The organism is Paenibacillus sp. J22P59 (assembly GCF_059383895.1).
In genome coordinates this window covers 66,098-86,458 of sequence record NZ_JBXENX010000015.1, presented here as the reverse complement: position 1 = coordinate 86,458, position 20,361 = coordinate 66,098, and the positions used below count along the sequence as shown (strand labels likewise).

General features: G+C 45.6%; 19 protein-coding genes. 13 read left to right on the top strand and 6 right to left on the bottom strand.

All coding sequences use genetic code 11. The features are described from left to right. The first annotated feature begins 34 nt into the window (after nt 1-34). The 7 genes from AC50YO_RS21900 to AC50YO_RS21870 all read left to right on the top strand — a co-directional run bounded on the left by AC50YO_RS21900 (nt 35) and on the right by AC50YO_RS21870 (nt 7,100). Nucleotides 35-2,347, top strand: a complete 2,313-nt coding sequence (locus AC50YO_RS21900; RefSeq protein ID WP_494850314.1) for a glycoside hydrolase family 3 C-terminal domain-containing protein — start codon at nt 35-37, stop codon at nt 2,345-2,347. Nucleotides 2,348-2,871: 524 nt separating this feature from the next. Then, entirely contained in the window at nt 2,872-3,411 is a 540-nt protein-coding gene (locus tag AC50YO_RS21895; RefSeq protein WP_494850312.1) for a YkvA family protein, read from the top strand. A 56-nt stretch (nt 3,412-3,467) separates the two neighbouring features. Beyond that, complete coding sequence (locus AC50YO_RS21890; RefSeq protein ID WP_494850311.1) at nt 3,468-4,043, top strand: hypothetical protein; 576 nt, start codon at nt 3,468-3,470, stop codon at nt 4,041-4,043. Between the two features lie 29 nt (nt 4,044-4,072). Continuing rightward, on the top strand, nt 4,073-4,315 hold the full coding sequence (locus AC50YO_RS21885; protein ID WP_494850309.1) for a hypothetical protein: 243 nt from the start codon (nt 4,073-4,075) through the stop codon (nt 4,313-4,315). A gap of 45 nt (nt 4,316-4,360) precedes the next feature. Further along, nucleotides 4,361-5,101, top strand: coding sequence for a DUF4184 family protein (locus tag AC50YO_RS21880; protein ID WP_494850308.1), 741 nt, complete (start codon nt 4,361-4,363; stop codon nt 5,099-5,101). 88 nt (nt 5,102-5,189) lie between these two features. Beyond that, complete coding sequence (locus AC50YO_RS21875; protein ID WP_494850307.1) at nt 5,190-5,762, top strand: TetR/AcrR family transcriptional regulator; 573 nt, start codon at nt 5,190-5,192, stop codon at nt 5,760-5,762. Between the two features lie 144 nt (nt 5,763-5,906). Then, nucleotides 5,907-7,100 carry an MFS transporter gene (locus AC50YO_RS21870; RefSeq protein ID WP_494850306.1) on the top strand — a complete coding sequence of 398 codons (1,194 nt, stop codon included), beginning with the start codon at nt 5,907-5,909 and terminating at the stop codon, nt 7,098-7,100. Between the two features lie 93 nt (nt 7,101-7,193). Here AC50YO_RS21870 and AC50YO_RS21865 read toward each other — a convergent pair whose 3' ends face one another. Further along, nucleotides 7,194-7,970 (bottom strand): TerC family protein, encoded by a 777-nt coding sequence (locus tag AC50YO_RS21865; protein WP_494850305.1) that lies wholly within the window; start codon nt 7,968-7,970, stop codon nt 7,194-7,196. 344 nt (nt 7,971-8,314) lie between these two features. Between AC50YO_RS21865 and AC50YO_RS21860 the strand changes: the two genes are divergently transcribed. The 3 genes from AC50YO_RS21860 (at nt 8,315) to AC50YO_RS21850 (ending at nt 13,097) form a co-directional block, all read left to right on the top strand. Next, nucleotides 8,315-8,893: a TetR/AcrR family transcriptional regulator gene (locus tag AC50YO_RS21860; RefSeq protein ID WP_494850303.1), complete on the top strand. Its 579-nt coding sequence runs from the start codon at nt 8,315-8,317 to the stop codon at nt 8,891-8,893. A gap of 89 nt (nt 8,894-8,982) precedes the next feature. Next, nucleotides 8,983-11,076 carry a YhgE/Pip domain-containing protein gene (locus AC50YO_RS21855; RefSeq protein WP_494850302.1) on the top strand — a complete coding sequence of 698 codons (2,094 nt, stop codon included), beginning with the start codon at nt 8,983-8,985 and terminating at the stop codon, nt 11,074-11,076. A 122-nt stretch (nt 11,077-11,198) separates the two neighbouring features. Then, nucleotides 11,199-13,097, top strand: a complete 1,899-nt coding sequence (locus AC50YO_RS21850) for an LTA synthase family protein (protein ID WP_494850301.1) — start codon at nt 11,199-11,201, stop codon at nt 13,095-13,097. A 311-nt stretch (nt 13,098-13,408) separates the two neighbouring features. Here AC50YO_RS21850 and AC50YO_RS21845 read toward each other — a convergent pair whose 3' ends face one another. Together AC50YO_RS21845 and AC50YO_RS21840 are read right to left on the bottom strand one after the other, a co-directional pair. Continuing rightward, a complete protein-coding gene (locus AC50YO_RS21845) occupies nt 13,409-13,891 on the bottom strand; it encodes a hypothetical protein (protein WP_494850300.1) in 483 nt (160 codons plus the stop codon). Between the two features lie 97 nt (nt 13,892-13,988). Beyond that, complete coding sequence (locus AC50YO_RS21840; protein ID WP_494850299.1) at nt 13,989-14,150, bottom strand: hypothetical protein; 162 nt, start codon at nt 14,148-14,150, stop codon at nt 13,989-13,991. 191 nt (nt 14,151-14,341) lie between these two features. Between AC50YO_RS21840 and yunB the strand changes: the two genes are divergently transcribed. Then, nucleotides 14,342-15,409 (top strand): sporulation protein YunB, encoded by a 1,068-nt coding sequence (gene yunB, locus AC50YO_RS21835; protein ID WP_494850297.1) that lies wholly within the window; start codon nt 14,342-14,344, stop codon nt 15,407-15,409. 44 nt (nt 15,410-15,453) lie between these two features. Here yunB and AC50YO_RS21830 read toward each other — a convergent pair whose 3' ends face one another. Beyond that, nucleotides 15,454-16,524, bottom strand: coding sequence for a M23 family metallopeptidase (locus AC50YO_RS21830; RefSeq protein ID WP_494850295.1), 1,071 nt, complete (start codon nt 16,522-16,524; stop codon nt 15,454-15,456). 131 nt (nt 16,525-16,655) lie between these two features. Here AC50YO_RS21830 and lipA point away from each other — a divergent pair, with 131 nt between their 5' ends. Beyond that, entirely contained in the window at nt 16,656-17,558 is a 903-nt protein-coding gene (lipA, locus tag AC50YO_RS21825) for a lipoyl synthase (RefSeq protein WP_494850294.1), read from the top strand. Between the two features lie 36 nt (nt 17,559-17,594). Further along, nucleotides 17,595-18,248 carry a YutD family protein gene (locus tag AC50YO_RS21820; protein WP_494850293.1) on the top strand — a complete coding sequence of 218 codons (654 nt, stop codon included), beginning with the start codon at nt 17,595-17,597 and terminating at the stop codon, nt 18,246-18,248. Nucleotides 18,249-18,375: 127 nt separating this feature from the next. Here the strand turns inward: AC50YO_RS21820 and AC50YO_RS21815 are convergent, their stop codons facing one another. After that, on the bottom strand, nt 18,376-19,164 hold the full coding sequence (locus AC50YO_RS21815) for an NAD kinase (protein ID WP_494850292.1): 789 nt from the start codon (nt 19,162-19,164) through the stop codon (nt 18,376-18,378). 116 nt (nt 19,165-19,280) lie between these two features. Beyond that, nucleotides 19,281-20,345 carry a sporulation integral membrane protein YlbJ gene (ylbJ, locus tag AC50YO_RS21810; RefSeq protein ID WP_494850291.1) on the bottom strand — a complete coding sequence of 355 codons (1,065 nt, stop codon included), beginning with the start codon at nt 20,343-20,345 and terminating at the stop codon, nt 19,281-19,283. Between the last annotated feature and the right edge of the window lie 16 nt (nt 20,346-20,361).

The window sequence follows — 20,361 nt, the reverse complement described above, 5'->3', positions numbered from 1 at the left end:
GAACAGCTTGAAGTATAGAGGATTAATCGAAAGCATGACGTTAGAAGAAAAAGCGTCATTTATGTCAGGTGCAAATTTCTGGAATACAAAAGCGATTGAACGATTGAATATTCCAGGCATTATGCTGACCGATGGGCCGCATGGTCTAAGGAAGCAAGGAGGCAAGGCCGACCACTTAGGCTTGAACAAAAGTCTGCCAGCCACTTGCTTCCCAACGGCAGCAACCTTGGCGAATAGCTGGGACAGACAATTGATTCATGATGTCGGTCAAGCAATCGGCAAAGAAGCAGCCAGTGAAAAAGTGAGCGTGCTGCTGGGGCCAGGACTAAACATTAAGCGGAATCCGTTATGCGGACGCAACTTTGAATATTTTTCCGAGGACCCTTATTTAACAGGAGAATTAGCGAGCGAGATGGTTAAAGGCATTCAAGCCAACGGCATTTCGGCATGCCCCAAGCATTTTGCGGTCAACAGCCAAGAGCATATGCGAATGACGATTGATGAAGTTGTTGATGAACGTTCGTTAAGAGAGCTGTATTTGGAAGGGTTCAGACGTGTAGTTGAGAAGGGCCAACCGAAGACCATCATGACCTCTTACAATAAAGTTAATGGGACATTCGCTAACGAAAACAATGATCTGTTACAGGATGTTCTGTATGGAGAATGGGGCTTCAACGGCGTGGTTGTTACGGATTGGGGCGGCAATAATGACCGTGTTGCAGGGTTGAAAGCAGGCAATCAATTGGAAATGCCTTCGACCAATGGGATTACGGATCAAGAAATCGTGCAAGCCGTTAGAAGCAATGAGCTGGCCGAGGAAGTGCTGGATGAGGCTGTTCATCGTCTGTTAGAGCTGGTGTTTGCCACTCAGTTGAACGATCACGACACGCCGCGCATTGATTATGATGAGCACCATGATCAAGCCATTGATGCTGCCAAACGTTCCATTGTGTTATTAAAGAATGACGAACATATTTTGCCGCTGGGATTGGATAAAAAGGTTGCGATTATTGGCGATTTTGCCAAAAACCCTCGGTATCAGGGTGCTGGAAGTTCACTGATTAATCCTGCCAAGCTGACTAATGCCTGTGATGTGCTTGGTCAATCTGGCTTGCAAATTGTTGGATATGCACAGGGCTTCAAACGAATGGGCGGTAATAGCGAGCGGCTGTTACGAGAAGCTGTTAAGTTGGCTGAGCAAGCGGATACGGTTCTGTTGTTCTTGGGATTGGATGAAGGCAGCGAAGCGGAAGGCATTGACCGTGCTCACCTTGGGCTCCGCGAGAACCAGTTGGACTTGCTGCAAGCATTGACGAAGGTCCATTCCAATATTGTGGTCATTCTTGCAGGCGGCGGCGCGATTGAAATGCCGTTCGTTCACGATGTGAAGGCTATTATTCATACCTATTTATCTGGACAAGGAAGCGCAGAAGCGCTAACGAGTGTTTTACTTGGAGCTTATAATCCAAGCGGCAAGCTTAGCGAGACATTCCCGATCGCATACCGTGATGTTTCATCTGCTCCTTATTATCCCGGCAAGGAGGCAACGGCGGAGCATGTTGAAGGTATTTTTATCGGCTACCGTTATTTTGATACCGTTGGCAAACCGGTACTGTTCCCGTTTGGCTATGGGCTGTCCTATACAACCTTTGCCTATGGAGATCTAACGGCTGATCAGCATAAGGCATCGTTCACCATTACGAATACAGGTAAGGTTGCCGGGGAAGAAGTTGCGCAGCTGTACATCCAGAAGCATGCTTCGTCTATATTCAGACCGAAACGAGAATTAAAGGGCTTCGAGAAGGTGTTCTTACAGCCGGGTGAAAGCAAACGTGTCACGATCATGCTGGAGGAGCGCGATTGGTCGTATTATAATCCGACGATTCATGATTGGGCAGTTGAGCCTGGAGCCTATGATATTCAAATCGGCAGCTCAATTGAATCTATTCATTTGCATGAACGAATTACGCTGGCGGGTGATTCTGTTTTTTGTGAGCATACAAAGGAGCAATTCCCTCATTATTTTAGCGGAGAGGTGCATACAGTACCTACAGAGGAATATAAGCGTTTGTTAGGCTACGAACCTCCATCGCCGTATTGGGACCCGAAACAGGACCTTGGGTTGAACGACACGATTGCCCAAGCTAAATATAAGAACATATTGGGAAAAACCATTTACCATCTTGTTTACTTCTTTAAAAAGTTTTTTGATGCCATCAATAAACCTTTGCTAGCGAATAATGTCTACTTTGTTCTGAACATGCCATTCCGTCAAATCGATCGTTTTACTGGCGGTAAGATTAGCAGAAAGCAAATATTGAAGGTATTGAAATGGATAAACCGATAACGAATGGTTAAGCGAAAAGAGGACTAACCTTTCAAAGGTAATTACGAAATAAATTGTTGAAAAAACTCGTCCAGTGCTTGCTAAGCAAAGGACGAGTTTTTTGTGATTTTGCCATCTGCATTTAACCTAACAGCCCCGCTGCGGATTAGTCAGACAGCTCAGGCTGCTTGTACGAAGCGATATAGTCTTCGGTGGTCTTTTTACCCGACTGAACTAAATTTGCTTTGAGAATGTCTGTTAATCAAAGTTGACAAATTTATAATATTGGCTATCATTCAATAATCCTATGTTCACATTTTATGGGTTAGTTTGAGCTTGAATTTGCGAGGTATACGGTAATAGCCGCTTATAAAATTTTTCCAAATAATAAAAGAGAATAAAGGGGAATGAAGATAATGCTCGAAATAGGAAGTTATATTATAAGTTTAAATAAGAATGCGCTATGTGATGCTTTAATAGATCAGGGGTAAATAATTACAGGATCAATTGAAAACGATATATAGAATGGAAAGGGGAATAATCGAATGTATAAAACATTGGAATGTCCTAATTGCGGGCAATTGAATACAGTGGATACGCATAAATTCACGGAAGCAGCCTGTGAGTTTTGTAAAGTGAAATTTAGTGATGAGGTTGAGCTAGCGGCTTATGAGTCAGATCATGAGTTAGTTGCCGCGCTAGAGAGAAGCAGCGAATTTCCTCTTACGGAAAAAGTAGATGTGAATGCCTGGACCTCCAGAATTGGTGGCAGTGACAAGCAAGAGGAATATGTGAAAAAGGGCTTTTTGAAAAAAATCAAAAAACAGGCGTCCAAAATTTCCTTTGCGAAGGATGCAGTCGCCATGTACTACTGTGCCATGGATAGCAAAACGCCGTTATCAGCAAAATTAACTGCAATGGGTGCACTCGCTTATATTATTCTTCCGATTGACCTGATTCCTGATATTATTCTGGTTCTAGGCTATACGGATGATGCCGCCGCATTTTGGGCCGCTTATAAAATCATTAGTATTCACATTACAGATGAACATAGGAAGCAAGCCGAAGATTGGTTCGCTAAATAAAAGGCAAGCAACCTTTCACTCTGTTTTTCGTCCGTAATAAAAAGGATGGTGCTGTAGTGAAAAAACTAATGCTGCTATTGATTTTATTCCTGATGCTGCTTCCCTCACAAGCATTCGCTCTTTCTTGTGTAGAGCTCCCCACTAAAGAGGAGGCTTACGAGAAGTATGACGGTATTATCATTGGTAAGGTCAGAGAGGTTATTAGGAAAAAGGAACATAATGAAGTGAAGCTGGAAGTGGTCAAGAGCTATAAAGCGATTGATCAGACACTCCTTTCTGTGAATGAGAATATAACCTGGGGTGCCTTATGGGGACCAAGCGAGGTAGGCGAGCAATATTTGTTCTTTCTGAAAAAGGAAGGGACTGTATGGGAGAATCCTCTCTGTGCTCCCAGTAATAAGGTATCTGAATCTGCAAAAGAAATCGCCTTTTTGAAAGATAAAGAGATTCCTCTGTCTGCACCCTCAAAAGAGAGCATTGAGCCAGACAGCAATGCTTCGGAGCAAGGAAAGCTTTCATCAGGACAGGACGGGAAAGAGGCTTCTTCAGGGTTGCTTTTAACGATAACTATCCCAATTGTATTGATTGCTCTCGTTCTAATAACACTTGTATTAATGAAACGAAGAAAATGAAATGAAAGAAATAGAAGAGAGGTGATATGATGGCTGAATATAACAGAGATAACACACATGAAACGCAAAAAAATCCAATTACTCAAGAAATAGATAACGACAATTCATTTAATAATGATTTACAACCACTCCAAATCATCGAAGGTGGAGGCCCGCTGAAAAAAGTCGATATAAGTACGTTACCTAAACCATTGAGGTTTTTTGGTTACTTCCTAATCTGTGTGGCAGTTCTTATGCTCATCACAGTGGTTGTAGTTTCATTTATTAAATAGTGGTATGGATTGCTCTTGTTCTATTTGGAAGGAGGCTCGTCATTATTGCCATTTACATTTGCTCATCCGCTCTATGCCGCGCCGCTCAAGCTGATTAAGCCTCAATATATTAGTTTAACAGGACTTATTCTTGGCAGCATGTCCCCTGACTTTGAATATTTTATTATGCTGGAGCCCTACCAGAGGATCGGACACTCTGTATGGGGGCTATTGCTTCAGGCAATTCCATTAAGTCTCTTGCTTGCTTATGTATTTCACAATGTCGTGAAGCAGAGCTTATGCGATCATCTTCCATCGGTATACAGGCTTGATGAAAGGGCTAAGGGAATGCTTGGGAGCTGGAAGCTGGACAGCTTGCGAAGCTGGAGCGTGTTTATCGTATCCGTAATAATAGGCTTTTACTCGCATGTGCTGATGGATGCGTTCACTCATCAGACAGGCTATTTTGTAGTTAGATTCTCAATTCTGCAGCAGCAGCTATATGGGCTCTCTTTATATAAAATACTCCAGCATTCGTTATCATTGATTGGACTCTTAATCGAGGCGCTTGTTCTTCTGTTCTTATTAAGCAAAAGCAACCCAGAGTCCATTCGAATTACTTCAGTTCATGGAAATGCGAAGGCCGTTTATTGGAGCATTGTGGGCCTAACCACTATACTTACTGTAATTTTAAAGCTGCTTTTGTCTGAGAGCACGAATAAGCTGGGAATGCTAGTTGTTGCCCCGATTTCGGGATTTCTGCTAGGAATTATATTGGCTAGTGTATTTAGTCGAGCTCGAAGCTGAGCTTGATTTTTTTTATGAATTGGAGTATATTTTGAATACTGATAAAACTATTTCTGTGTAATTAGTTTTCTTTCTGAGGAGGATGATAATGCAAGCAAGGATCATGAGAGCATTCATAGAAGAAATTCATGACAAAAGCATGAAGTTCACGATGGATGATTTGGCGAGGCGTTTGGGAATTAGCAAGCGTACGTTATATGGTTACTTCTCCTCGAAGGTTGAGATATTGGATGCCATCATTGATCATGAACTCGCGGAATTCGACGAGAAGACCGACCTTATTATCCAAGATGATCAACTTACGCTATTAGAAAAGATTAGACGAGCCATTACGGTTGTTCCGGAGTACAATGAATTTTATGATCTACGAATATTGGAGCAGATGAAACGATATTATCCCGATCAGTGGGAAAGACTCCATAAGGCATTGAACCAGTGGGATGCTTTGCAATCACTCATATTAGAGGGCATGGAGCAAGGCCTTATTGTGAAGAGGAATATATCAATGGTCATGAAATTAATCATTGATGCGGCGAATTCGACGTTGGATCGACGATTTTTTTTGGAGAATAGCATTACAGTATCGGAGGCGCTGCACTCCATCGTAGATATTTTATTGTTCGGTCTTATCGAAGAGCCGCATAAAACACCGTTGCCATAGCACATAGTAAAGTTAGTCAATTCTCCCCGCTGGGGAGGACTTTTTCTAAATATGAAAACTAAAAAAACAATAATAGTTTTATTGTTATCCAGTAGAGATGACATCAGATGCCAAGACTAAACTGAATTAAAGGAAATGTGAAATATGTCATTATTAACACGCAATAAAGGCGCAATGCTGCTCTTAATGTTCAATATCTTTTTGGCTTTCGCAGGAATCGGATTGGTCATACCTGTTATGCCTACCTATATGGCTGAACTCCATATTAATGGAACAATGGTAGGGATGCTTATTGCTTTATTTTCACTGACTCAGCTATTATTCTCGCCACTAGTGGGCAGATGGTCTGATCAATACGGAAGAAGAAAAATGATTATAATCGGTATGTTTATTTTTTCTATATCGGAGCTTCTATTCGCACTAGCTAACTCTATGTGGCTATTGCTCATATCAAGGCTGCTTGGCGGGGTAGGTGCGGCTTTCGTAACGCCAGCTATTATGGCTTATGTAGCCGATATAACCACGTCGGAGGAGCGGGGGAAAGGAATGGGCCTCATTAATGCCGCAATCTCGACGGGCTTTATTATTGGGCCAGGCATTGGCGGCTTCCTGGCGAATTACGGAATTCGAGTTCCCTTCTATGCAGCGGCGATTGCAGCAGCGCTCGCTATGCTCCTGTCCCTCACCTTATTGCCGGAATCATTAAGTAAGGATAAACAAATGATGGCGAGAGCCAGATCAGATAAGAATGAGAATTTAATCCAACAGTTCGTGAAGTCCTATCGTTCTACCTACTTTATTGGTTTAATCATTGTGTTTGTTCTAGCTTTTGGCTTAGCCAATTTCGAGACGATCTTCGGATTGTTCGTAGATGCCAAATACGGCTTCACGCCTATGGATATTGCGATAATTATAACCGTAGGATCCATTTCGGGAGCAATTGTCCAAGTAACCGCCTTTGGGGCGATCATTAATCGTTTCGGAGAAAAAAGAGTGATTCATCTGTGTCTTGCTATAGCGGGCTTGTTTATTTTCCTTACACTGTTCGCTAATAAGTATTGGATGATTATGCTTGTTACCTTTATTATTTTTCTGGCGACGGATATATTGCGACCAGCTGTCAGTACGCTGCTATCCCGCCTGGCGGGCGATGAGCAAGGCTTTGTAGCTGGAATGAACTCCTCTTATACGAGCCTCGGTAACATAGCGGGACCTGCAATTGCGGGCATTCTATTCGATGTATATATTGGCTTGCCTTATTTGCTTGCTTCTATTGTATTGTTCGTTGCCTTAGCCATTTCAATGCAATGGGGAAGAAGAGAGAAGAAGCTTCAATAATGAAGTTGTTTGACCGAGAGGACTATGATGTGAAAAAAGACGATGCCCCGATTCATTGGAATGGGGCATCGTCTTTTTGTTGATTATAGATGGTTACTTTGCGGGTTCTGTTATTTCTTTTTTATCTTTATCGCCTGACAAGAACCAGCCGACCACTGCGATTAAGACGAGTACAACATAGAAGGTAATTTTCCAAGCAGGGGACTTGGCGAATGCTTCTGGCAGAATTCCCAGTTGCGGATGTGACAGGGTATAGACGGCTAGCTTCACGCCTACCCAGCCGACGATGACAAAGGCTGCGAGCTCAAGTCCAGGCTTGCGTTCAAGCAGCTTGACGAACGCTGTTGCGGCGAATCGCATGATGACGAGGCCAATGAAACCGCCAATGAAGATAACGGCGAAGTGTCCGCCATCCATGCCGCCAATACTCGGCAGGTTCGTTGTCGGAAGCGCCATAGCCAATGCCACGGCTGCCAAGATGGAATCAACTGCGAAGGCAATATCGGCAATCTCTACTTTTAAAACCGTTAGCCAGAAGCCGCTTTTTTTAACTTCTTTTTCTTTGACTTCTTCATGCTTCTTGAATATGACTTTTCGGAAGATATGGTTTAAGGCGATAAATAATAAATACAAGGCTCCAATAGCTTGTACCTGCCATACATCTACGAGGAACGAGATGATGAATAAAGAAGCGAACCGGAAGACGAATGCGCCTGCGAGACCATAAAATAGAGCTTTCTTACGTTCTTTCTCAGGAAGATGCTTGACCATAATTGCGAGTACGAGTGCATTATCCGCTGCGAGCAGACCTTCAATTGCAATCAGGATAAGCAGTACCCAGCCGTATTCCATTAATAATCCGATGTCCATTGCGGTTTCCTCTCCTTTGTCTTCTTAAGTAAATTTAACCAGTGCTACTCCCAAAAAAGAGACCTTTGCCTTTAGTTGGAGGCAAAGGTCTCGCTAACAACGTTAAAGTTGCCAATAAAGCCGGAGAATATGACTATTCTCGTAATGACGACTTTACTGTAGCAGCTACTCCCCTTTGGAGTAAAGCACTATGAAGTTATAAAAAGGTATACGCACTCTTTATAGAGGTGGTTTCAAAAAAGTAAAAAAGAAAGTTGAATTTTGTTGAGAGATATGTTAAATTACTTAATGACTAATTGACCGATATTAACTTTCAGTCATTTATCGTAAAGGAGGCTGATGGAATGTCCATAGACCGCAAATCATTAATCTTGAAGGCGGCAACGCAGTCCTTTGCTCAATTCGGCTACAAAGCGACGACAATGGACTTGGTATCAAAAATTGCAAATGTAGGAAAAGGGACAATTTATACGTTTTTCAAGACGAAGGATGAGCTATTCGATGAGATTTTGCACAAATCGTTCTTAGAGCTTAAGGAAGTGCTGAACAGCAGCATGAAGCAAGGCGATACGTTCATTCACAACCTGTTCAATATGATGGATTCTATATTAGAATTCCGTTCTGACCATGAATTATTCATTAAGCTGGCACAAGAGGTTAGAGATATTGGTACGCTGCAGGCTTTGGACGGTATCCGCCGGATGGAAGAGTACGCGCTCGCCTTTCTAAAGCAGCAGATTGATCAAGCCATTGACAGCGGTGAAGTGAAGCCTTGCGATTCCAGCATAGCGGCATTCATGCTCCTGCGATTGTATTTGGCTCTAACGACAGATTGGAACAAGATGAATGAACCGCTTGATAAGGAACAAATAAAAGCGAACATCAGTCTTGTCATAACGGAAGGCATTGTTAAGCAAGCTTAACTCTTTAGCCTGAAAAGGCTATATTTTTTACTAAATAATGACTGAAAAACGAATCCAGTCAAATATTCAATAATAAAGGGTGTGTGAGGATGAAGGCAATACATGTATTTCTGAAAGATATGAAAATTCTCGTAACCAAACCGATGCTTCTTCTCACTTTTCTCGGTGTGGCTGCTCTGCCTATGCTGTATAGCGGTTTTCTGGTAGAAGGCTCATGGGACCCTTATGGCAATACGAATAAGCTGCCGGTCGCTGTAGTGAATATGGACCAGGGAGCCGAGTATGAAGGGGAAAAGATGGACGTCGGCAAGGACTTCGTTGACGAATTGAAGACCAATGATGACTTCAAATGGGTATTTGTTGATGAAGAGCAGGCCAAAGATGGAATGGACAACAATAAATATTATATGACAATCACGATTCCGCCGAATTTCTCGCAAAATGCGACTACGCTTATGGAAGATAAGCCCGTACAAGCAGAAATTATGTATGAGCCGAACAGCCATTATAACTTCGTAGCTGGGCAAATAGGCAATACGGCGATGAAAGAGCTGAAGTCTAAGCTCAATACGGAAATTACCGAAGCTTATACACGCAGCATGCTTGAGCAGGTCGACACGATTGCTGAAGGTCTCCAGGAAGCCGGAGACGGTGCTACCGAGCTGAAGGATGGCGCGGGCAAGCTGGAGGAAGGCTTAACGACGCTGAAGACGAATATGAGCAAGCTTGCAAGCGGAACGACAGAGCTTCGCAGTGGATTAAAGCTGCTTCATAATGGTGCTGACAGCCTGCACAAAGGGGCGGGGACGTTAAGCGATGGAAGCTCTAATCTTGCTGGCGGCTTGAGTCAGTTGGCTGAGGCACAAAAGCAATTGAACGAAGGGGCGGTCAAATCCCAAGCTGGAGCTGTTCAGCTAGAACAAGGCTTGAAAGAGTCGATGGAAGGCAGCTCCCAGTTAAATCAGGGTCTGACTTCGTCTGTAGCAGCAAGCAAGCAGTTGGCAGACGGTTCCAATCAAGTTGCCAAAGGGCTGGAGCAATTAATGGCAGCAACTCCTGAGCTTCAGGAGAATGAGCAGTTGAAGCAGCTGCTTGCGGCAAGCAAGCAGGTTGCAGCAGGCAATGCACAGCTGCAGGAAGGTCAAGAAAAGCTGCTTGCTGGCAGTAATAAGCTCGATAAAGGACAGCAGAAGCTGCATGAAGGTGCTGCGCAATTAAGCGGAGGACAGAAGCAGCTTGTTCAAGGGATGGACCAATTCGGCAATAAGCTCAATGATGCTGTAACAGGAGGCAAGAAGCTTGCGGATGGAGCAAAGGCTCTTCAAGCAGGTGCATCTGAGCTGAAAGGCGGCCTGAATAAGCTGTCAGGCGGGGTCAATGATCTGGCGGACGGTTCTGTGAAGCTGGATGATGGAGCAGGCGAGCTGCAGACTGGCTCCGTGAAGCTGGTTGATGGGTCAGGAGAGCTTGCTGACAAGTTGAATGATGCGGCAAGCAAAACATCAGATGTGAAAACAGGCGATGATGTCGTAAGCATGTTCGCAGACCCAGTGAAGATGCAGGAGAACAAGAGCCATAAGCTTGATCATTATGGACTGGGCATCGCTCCTTATTTCTTATCGCTTGCTCTATTCATGGGAGCTCTTGTATTCACAACGGTATTCTCTGTAAGAGAATCCAACGTGCCGGGTGCTTCCCCGATGGGACGGTTCGCCAGCCGGACCTTGACATTCGGTTTGGTTAGTGTGGTGCAATCTTTACTGGCAGATATCGTTCTGCTCTATGTATTGAAGCTAGAAGTACAGAGCATTCCGCTCTTCTTCCTCTTTACTATGATCTCAAGCTTGGCATTTACCTTTATTGTGCAGGCGCTTGTCACTTGGTTGGATAATCCGGGACGCTTCGCTGCTATCGTATTAATGATCTTCCAGCTGACTTCAAGCGCAGGAACATTCCCGCTGGAGCTGCTGCCGGAGTGGATGCAGAAGGTAAGTCCATGGCTGCCTATGACTCATAGCATTACGGGCTTCAAGGCGATTATTGCGACAGGCGATTATGGGCTGTTAAAAGAGCAGATTATTTATCTTTCCAGCTATGGCTTGTTGTTCCTGGCATTAACGTTCCTCTACTTCTACCGTCAGAATGCTAAGCGCGCGAGTAAGGAAACAATGGCCAAAGCATAGAATGATATCCTCTTTCTAATCCTGTAAAAATAGTTTAGTATAAATAGAATACTGGTTTGATAGATTGGAAGAGCCATCATCCCGTGATGGCTTCTTTTTTTTTTTGAAATAGGAGTGATTGGATGTATTGGTTAAAAGATAGTGATTACAAACGTTCTCCCCTGTTGTTGTTTTTTTTGCTGCTGTGGGTGAAATCCGGTGTATTCCGATTTTTGCTTTTTGGCGAGCTGGAGCTTTTGGGCGTGCTCGCTGATGCCGCTGCCTTGCTAGGCTTGCTCTGCGTAATTGAGCTGATATCTCCTAGCAGATGGAGGGGGATTGCTTATTGGGTACTGAATGCCATCTTCTCTCTATTATTATTTGCTTCCACCATATACTTTGCTTATTATGGCTCGGTACCAACCTTTACTGCCTTGAAGGCAATCGATCAGGTAGGGCAGATTCAGTCCAGCATCGATTCCTTGATTAAAGGCATCTATTATATTTATTTCGTTGATGTAGCTATTCTAGCAATCATATATGTTATCCGCTGGGCAAGAGGCGTTCGTGTGAAGGGACGCAAGCGGATTGGAAGAGCGGGCCTGCTCATTGGCTGTGCCTGTATCTGTCTGGCCTTATCAGGCCGATCGGTCTATGTATCGGGCGGTATGGCCAATGAATTGGAGCAAGCGAAGAGCATTGGATTCCTTAATTATCAGGTAGCAGCCGCTTGGCAAGCAGGAAGCGATACGATAGCGGCTAATACGGGCAGTCTAGAAGAGACGACAGCAGCTATTAAGGAGCTGCAAGCCTCGTATCCTTACCATACTGCTTCGACTGGTTCTTCTGCTTCGAAGGGATTCGGCTCAGCAAAAGGGAAAAATGTGATTGTTGTGCAGCTGGAGGCGTTTCAGAACTTTCCCGTGCATCTGAAGGTTGGAGGCATAGAGGTTACGCCGATACTGAATAAGCTTACGGAGGAGAGCTATTATTTTCCCCATGTTTATCAGCAGATCGGGCAAGGCAACACCTCGGATGCGGAATTCATCTCCAACACCTCAATCTATCCTGTAGGGAATATGGCGATGTCTACGAACTTCGGGGATCGTGAGCTGCCAAGCTTGCCTCGTATGCTTCAAGAGAAGGGCTATACATCAAGCACCTTCCATGTGAATGATGTATCCTTCTGGGATCGGAACAGGCTTTATCCTGCGCTTGGCTTCGATAAGTATTACGACAAGCCTTATTACAATAATGATCACTTTAATGAATTCGGACCATCTGATGAGGAGCTCTATCGAGTGGGAGTAGACAAGCTGTTGGCCCTCAAGGAGCAGAATAAGCCATTTTACGCGCAATTTGTTAGTGTCTCTGGGCATTTTCCATTCAAAGTGCCAGCAGAACATATACAATTGCAGCTCCCGGAGCAGCTGGAAGGAACGCATCTGGGTGATTATTTGACCGCGATGCATTATGCCGATTATGCGCTTGGCACGTTGATCGACCAATTGAAGGCAAACGGCCTGTGGGAGGATACGGTGCTCGCTGTCTACGGTGACCATTCCGGCCTTCAGAATGAAAAAGCAGATGCGGCTATGGTCAGTGAGCAATTGGGCATAGACTACAACGAGCAAATCAGCCGATTCAATATTCCTTTCATTGTACGAGTCCCAGGCCAAGCAAAAGGTACTGTAGTGGATCAGCCGGGCGGACAGCTCGATATGATGCCAACCCTCGCCAATCTTCTGGGGATGCTGCCTGAGCAGACAGGAACAGTAACATTCGGGCAGGATCTGCTCAATATAGACAAGAATGTATTCGGAATGCGTTATTATTTGCCGACAGGATCTTTCTTTAATAATGAAGTGCTGTTCGTGCCGGGCAAAGGGTTTGAGGATGGCACAGCGATCAGGCTGGATACAAAAGAGAAGGTAGAGGATATTGAGCCTTATCGCAGTGATTATGAATATGTGCTCAAGCTGATGAATCTATCTGATGACTATGTACGGCTGCTGCCGAAGCGGGGATTGCCAACCGAATAAGGAAATAGAGATTAGGGCTATCCCACAACGGTATGGAGAGTCCCAAATTGACAAGAACCATTGAATCCATAAGTTAAATGGAATCAATGGTTCTTTTTGATTTCTGAGTGACTCTATATTCCTTCATGGAGCCAATAGCTTCAGGAAGGCTGGTTCTGATGCTGCTTTATGCGGATGAAAGAAGAAACCGAAAATGGCGGTGCAGGGATAGCTCCCTAGCGCCGCCATATTTTTTCGTTGGTGTTCCGATAAAGTGAGCTGTCTCGTCAAGTATGCAGAGCTCCTTGTGGGACACCCATTTGTAATAGAGGCTAGGAGCGAGAGAATCCTTCCTCGTCCATATACAACGTTACCTCGTCATACGTCTCGAAGGCCATCTCTAGGCTGAGGCCGGAATAAACATACCACATGTCGTCCTCCAGCTTAACCAGCAGCGTCTCGTTATCGGCATTGCTCCAGTTCTCTTCTTTTTTCTTCTTTCTTTTACGTGAAGATGCCGCCGCTTGCGGCTCTTCTCTGACAGAGAGAGAGGCAATTGCAGAGTTAAGCAAGCTGCGCAGCTGCTCTTCACTGAAATCACGTATGTTCACAAGCCCCTTCTCATCCTTGCTGTAATCGTTCAGAAGAGCGGCATAGACGAAGCCATTGCCGTTCGGGTGCAGGTGATAGACGATATTTTTGCGGTCATACAGGCTATCCTCATATTGAAAATTCACCCGTCCAAGCGATACGTCATTGCGCTGCAGCTCAGTAAATGATTCGATGATTTCTAGTTTTTCTTTAAAAGTTAACATTTGATCCCCCAGCTCTTGATATTCGTTATGTGGTAGTGATTATACCATAAGCGGTCTTCATTCCCCCAGCAATCGGAGATATCGACGGCGAAATTTTTTAGAGATGCTTGCGGTTGACTTGCTCATTCCGAACCATTTGCTCAAGTTTTTCCACTAATGAGGCATGCTCGGGAGGCGTCTTGCTCAGACGGAATAAGGATTTTCTTTTTTGCTTGTTTAGCAGCTCCAGCAAATAGAGCTTTTCTTTGAGGGAGAACATCAGCCTTCAGCTCCTTTGGTCATTCCTGCTCTTTAGCTTCACTCGTCAATAGTGTACGTGAACTGATGAGCAAGGGCAAGGCGATTACGGAGTTAAGCGATTCTGGCAATGATGCTTTCGGTTCTTCTTTTTTGTCCTGCTTGTGCATAAGGATGTAAAGGACAAACGTTAGCGTAAGGAGGCGACGTGAGATGGCCAAATGGGGCAGAAGAGGCTGGTCGCTTCGTTCCTTGGGTCTGGGGCTAAAGCCTAGCCGCCCGTTCAAACGGGTAAAGAAGCTGAGCTGGGGAAGCCAGGCGGGCCGTTCTAGTACGAGCAGACCGAAGCCTTGGGGGAACAAGTCAATTGCAGGACCGAGTTCACAGGCGTGGGGCGGCAAATGGCAGCCTCGCAAAAAACCTCTAAGAGCAAGCGGAAGCAAGCCCGGCTCATCGGGAGGCTGGGGCGCGAAGCCGGCTTCTCCGAAAAAAAGGCGCAAGCTATGGATTATTGTTACGCTGTTGGTTCTATTATTCGGTGGAATCCAAACCTTTATTTATATCGAGGAGCAGCTTAGGCCGCCCTTAATGAAGGTTGCCCAAATTCGGATTAAGCAGGTGGCGACGCAAGCCATCAACAAGGCAACGACCGAAGAAGTGGCAAGCAATTCCGACTTTGAGAAGCTGATTGATTGGAAGATGAACAGCAATGGAAAAATATCAGGCTTCATGCTTAATTATTCAGAGCATACGAAAATACGTGCCCATACGATTGATATCGTAGAATCTACACTTATGGATTTGAAGGAAATTCCAGAGCATATTCCGATTGGGAATGCGATTGGGAGCGCCATTATTTCCTCTTATGGGCCGCGAATTCCTGTGAAGTTCGAGCCGGTAGGCGCAGTGAAGGTAGATCTGAATACGAGACAGAAAAATGCAGGCATCAATATGATTTTGATTGAGGTGTATATTAGAATCGTGACTGAGGTTGCGATCATTATTCCTTTTGAGACGGAGCCGCAAATTGTTGAGACTGAAATTCCGATCTCCTATTTGCTAGTCGTCGGTGACGTGCCTATGTATTATTATGATAACAAAGGCAATCCTGTCGGAGACTCTGCTCCCAATGCGCCTAATATCGCTCTTCCGTTGAAGGCGGATAATGGCGTGTCTGTCCCTTCGGATGGAAGCATGATTGAGGAGCATCTAGAATCCTCGGATAATCCTTTACCTGAAGCGAGCAGTAAGGATGAGGGGTCAGAGAATCTAGCTGAGTAGAAAAAAAAGAGCAGTCCCTGCTGGTTAGGGAGCTGCTCTTTTCATTAGGATTTGGCTTTTAATCGGCGGCGTTCCTCTTGTTCCCAGCTTCTAAGCATAGGGTAGGGATCGAAGGACCACTCCATTAAGCCACGGTCACGGTAAATGCCGTAATGAAGATGGGGCGGGAATTTGCCCTGTGTGCCCGGCTTACCGTAGCCGGAGCTGCCTACCCACCCAATGATTTGGCCGGGCTTAACCAGGCTGCCTTTTTCCATCGTTTTATCAAAGCCCGAGAGATGTGCGTAATAATGGTAATAGTTATTCAAATCACGAATGCCTATCCGCCATCCGCCATAAGGGTTCCAGCCCTTCACCTCAATGACTCCATAGGTGGTGCTTCGTACGGGCAGCCCATGATTAGCGAATATATCGGTGCCTTCATGCGTTCTTCTGCCTCCCCAGCCGCGGGCATTCCCCCATGTGCTTTTATAAGCATAGTTAGTGCCGACAGGCACAGGAAAAGCATGCTCGAATAAATCCAGCTTGCCGAACGCTTCATAGATTTTGGAGAATTGCTGGATACGTTGTACAGCTCTGCTGTTACGATAGTAATCCCATAATCCAATTGCAAAATCATCCTCTGTCGTGCCTCCATGCAGCAGCATCCGATGAACAACAGAGAACAACAGATCATAATCATTAGATCGGTCTGCGATTCCATTGCCGTCACCATCACGGCCGATTCCATCGAACCATTGAATGGATACAGGAATGTGATCGGTCTGATCTGGATTAAGGGCACCTGCCCAGCGCTCTTCATCGACAAAGATTCCGACAACGCTGCCAAGCTGGGGCCTTGCTTTTGGTCGGGCATTGGAGAGTGTCCTCTCATATTGGTCAATGGCAGCAATTTGATACCAGGAGATTCCTGTCTGAGCACTTAACTGCTCATATAACAGCTGTCTTTCACTTAGAATATCCTTCTTGTCCTTGTCTGATTGAGCAGATGAGGGCATGGCTTGCTCTTGCGGTTTAGAAGCAGATACTGCTGGAGCAGGGAGACTGCCACTGAGCAAGGAAGCGACAGCAATTGCCGCGATTATTGGAATATTCGGTTTCAATCGGTTCCACATCAGTTCCACCCTTTCGAAAGCTTCAAGCATAATCGTTATGTTCTACAACTGATTGGTTTTTATCCGTAATGTGCTATAATAAGCGGTAGAGATTTTCTCATCATAATTGAAGTGAAGGCAGGGAGTGCCGGATGAAGCAGAAAAAAGAAAAGTTGCAAAAGCCAGACTGGCTTAGAATAAAACTTACAACAGACGGAAATTATGCGGAAATCAAAGATATGATGCGTTCGAAGACGCTGCATAGTGTATGTGAAGAAGCCCGTTGCCCGAATATTTATGAGTGCTGGGCTAACCGTACGGCAACCTTTATGATTCTGGGCGATATTTGTACGCGTGCTTGCCGCTTCTGCGCGGTCAAGACAGGCTTGCCAACTGAGCTGGATCTGCAAGAGCCGGAGCGGGTAGCGGAAGCTGCTGAGCAAATGGGCTTGCGCCATTGTGTAGTCACATCGGTAGCAAGGGATGATCTGGCCGATGGAGGAGCTTCCATATTCGCGGGATCCGTACGTGCTATCCGTGAGCGTATGCCGCTATGCCGTGTAGAGGTATTGATTCCTGATTTTCTGGGAAATAGGGATGCCCTGCAAGTGGTAATGGATGCGAAGCCGGACATTCTGAATCATAATATTGAGACTGTAGAACGGTTGTCGGATCGCGTGCGCGCGCGTGCGAAATATGCTCGTTCCCTTGAGCTGCTCCGCCAAGCAAAAGAAATGAATCCTAAGATTCCTACGAAGTCTAGCATTATGCTCGGACTTGGAGAGACTTTTGAGGAAATTTTGCAGGCGATGGATGATCTTCGTGCCGTGGATTGCAACATATTGACGCTTGGTCAATACTTGCAGCCATCACCGAACCATTTGGCTATTGAACGATATGTGCACCCAGATGAATTCGCGAAGCTGAAGGAAGAGGGCTTGAAGCGCGGATTCCGCCATGTGGAATCTGGACCGCTCGTCCGTAGTTCCTATCATGCTCACGAGCAGACAGATTCAGCAGAAGCTGCACAAGTACGCGAGCTAAGCAACGCATAGCTTGTATTTGATGCATCGAGAGGTGGGGAAACAGCGTTGATTCAAATCGGAGGCAAAATATATGAGCTTTTGCACGAGAATCGAAATGGCTGGAATGTAGAGGCGTTTCGAGATCGGTACAGCGAGGTTCTAGAGCGTTATGATTATATTATTGGAGATTGGGGCTACAGCCAGCTGCGCCTCAAAGGATTTTTTCGGGATAATCATATGAAGGCTTCTAAAGATAGCGCCTATTCGGGCATATCAGATTACGTGAATGAATATTGCAATTTTGGATGTGCATACTTCGTTCTGGAGAAGACCGGGACGGTTAAGAAATCGGATGATGAGGAAGCTGTAGAGGTGGACGTGCTGTCCAAAGGAAACGATTCCGTCTCAACCGAGGAAGAGCTTGACCTAGGGATGGACTCTTTGGCAGATGCAGTGCTCGCTGGAGCTGCTGCTGCATCAAGGGAAAGCACCTTCAAAACGCCTCGAAGCGAGGAGCAGCCATCACAGGCTCCACAGCAAAAGCAAAGAAATTCTCGGCATGAATCGGCGAATCGTCGGAGCTACCGGCCTAATACTGGAGAACGCAACAAAAAGCCTATCCGTCCATCCTCTAATAAGGATGTAGCCGTAACGGCAGAGGGTGCTCAAGCGGCAAGCGTGAAGGACAAGGTCGTTAAAGAACCGAAGCAGCCATTATGACAACAATAAGCCGCTTTACGAGGATATTTTTCGTAAAGCGGCATTTTTTATTACGCACGTATGGACAACAGCAGGATCACCAAAGACGGCGCTTCTCAAGGAACCGCCGTCTTCCCCGATGGAAAGGCTAGATATCAATAAAGGCGTCCCTGACACGTTTCCAGAAGGGAAACGGACGGTAACGTGCAAAGCTTACCTTGCTGGTCCCTACCGAGCAGCGAATAGAGTGAATATCACTGCGTTGAATGCTGAGGTGGTCAATGGTAAGCAAGAGGCGCTGCTCTTTCTTCGATATAATGTCACAATGGTGGTGAGCAGGGAGCATTAGGGAAGAGCCTAATGTTCTGTATACCCGGTTATTAATGGATGCGATCTCTGCAATTTGCAGCGATTCAATATAAGGATGCACAATGGCTCCGCCGACGCTTTTATTATAAGCCGTGCTGCCTGAAGGAGTAGAGATTACAATACCATCTCCTCGGAACATCTCGAAGAGCTCGTCATTCACGTTAATTTGAACGACAAGCGTGGCGTCCACACCCTTGAGCGTGAACTCATTCAGGGCCAAATATTTGAAGCAATGCTCAGGCGTCTCTACTTGAATCTCAGCAAGCGGATAACGCACAATCTGAGGCGTCTGCTCAGCCATCATCGTTACAAGCTCATGGAGCTCATTCGCCTGCCAATCGGCATAAAAACCAAGATGGCCTGTATGAATACCGACAAAAGAAACATCCGCCACCTGTTCGAAATATCTATGGAAGGCTTGAAGCAAAGTACCATCGCCACCAATGGATACGACGATCTCCGGCATCTCATCGTTACGAATAAACCCGCGTTCTTTGGCTAATTGATGGAATTGTTCTGCTAAAGATTGTGAAAGCGTATCGCCTCGGTCAATTACCGCATATTTCAAGAATGTAAACCCCTTCCGATTGAACGTTATCGTCCATGAAAGAAGGACGTAAAGTCAGCTTGTTACCTAGATGATATCGGAATGCGGACATAAATTCAATGAGTTGCTACGAAATGTTAAGGGGATAATACATTCCATAGCAGATAAACTAAAGCGAGGGAAATAAATCCATGCCCAAGCCTAGCTAGCAGTAGTGGTCGGTACCGAAGATCGGTCCTGCTTAACAGGCTAACGACCTGCGCATGAACGGACAGCCCTCCCCAAGAAAGAATCCATGCAGCGATCGCAACCTGATGTATTAATTGGCTGCTTGCATTGCCTGCTTCTCTTGCTCCGAGCGTAACTTCGAATAAGCCGAATATCGCAGCATCCGCAAGCTTTGGCGGTAATCCAATCATACCGAATAGCAGCCTGAGTGCCTCAGAAAGCGCCTCAACAAGACCTGCTTGCGTAAGCATTTCCATAATGACAGAGAAAAAAACGACGAGACCGCCAACGACAATCATTAGCCGCAGTGCCGATTGTATGGAATCCTGAAGCAGCTTGCCCAAGCTTCTGCCATCCAGTAGGCGAGCCTCGTGCATAGCTTTGATTGCGTCTTTCATTCTAGAGCGGGTAAGTTGAATTTGACGTGCTTGTATACTTTCTTCTGAAGCGGGAGCATTCTTATCATGGAAACGCATAAGCAGGCCAATAATCAATGCGCCTCCATAATGAGCTGCGGCAAGTACTGGCGCTAGTGCAACGTTATGAAAGAAGCCTACGGAGACAGCGCCGATTAGGAAGACGGGATCAGAGGTTGTTGTGAAGGCAACGAGCCGTTCTCCTTCTGCTCGATTGACGAGTTTTTGCTCCCATAATTGGGCTGTTAATCTTGCGCCTACTGGATACCCGGACACATAGCCCATGGCTACGACGAAGCTTCCTATTCCCGGAAGGCGGAATAAAGGCCGCATAAGCGGATCAAGCAGCTTGCCGAAAAAATGAACGATGCCAAAGCCGAGCAGCAGCTCTGATATGACGAAAAAGGGAAATAAGGCAGGGAAGAGCACTTGCCACCATATAGATAAGCCTCGCAAGGAGGAGACTAAAGTCTCTGCTGGGAATATAGCCATGAGAAGGACAATTAGCAGCGCGCCAATGCCGGATATAGAGGCGGGATGAGCCAGCGCTCGAAGCATGTGGGGGAACCTCCTT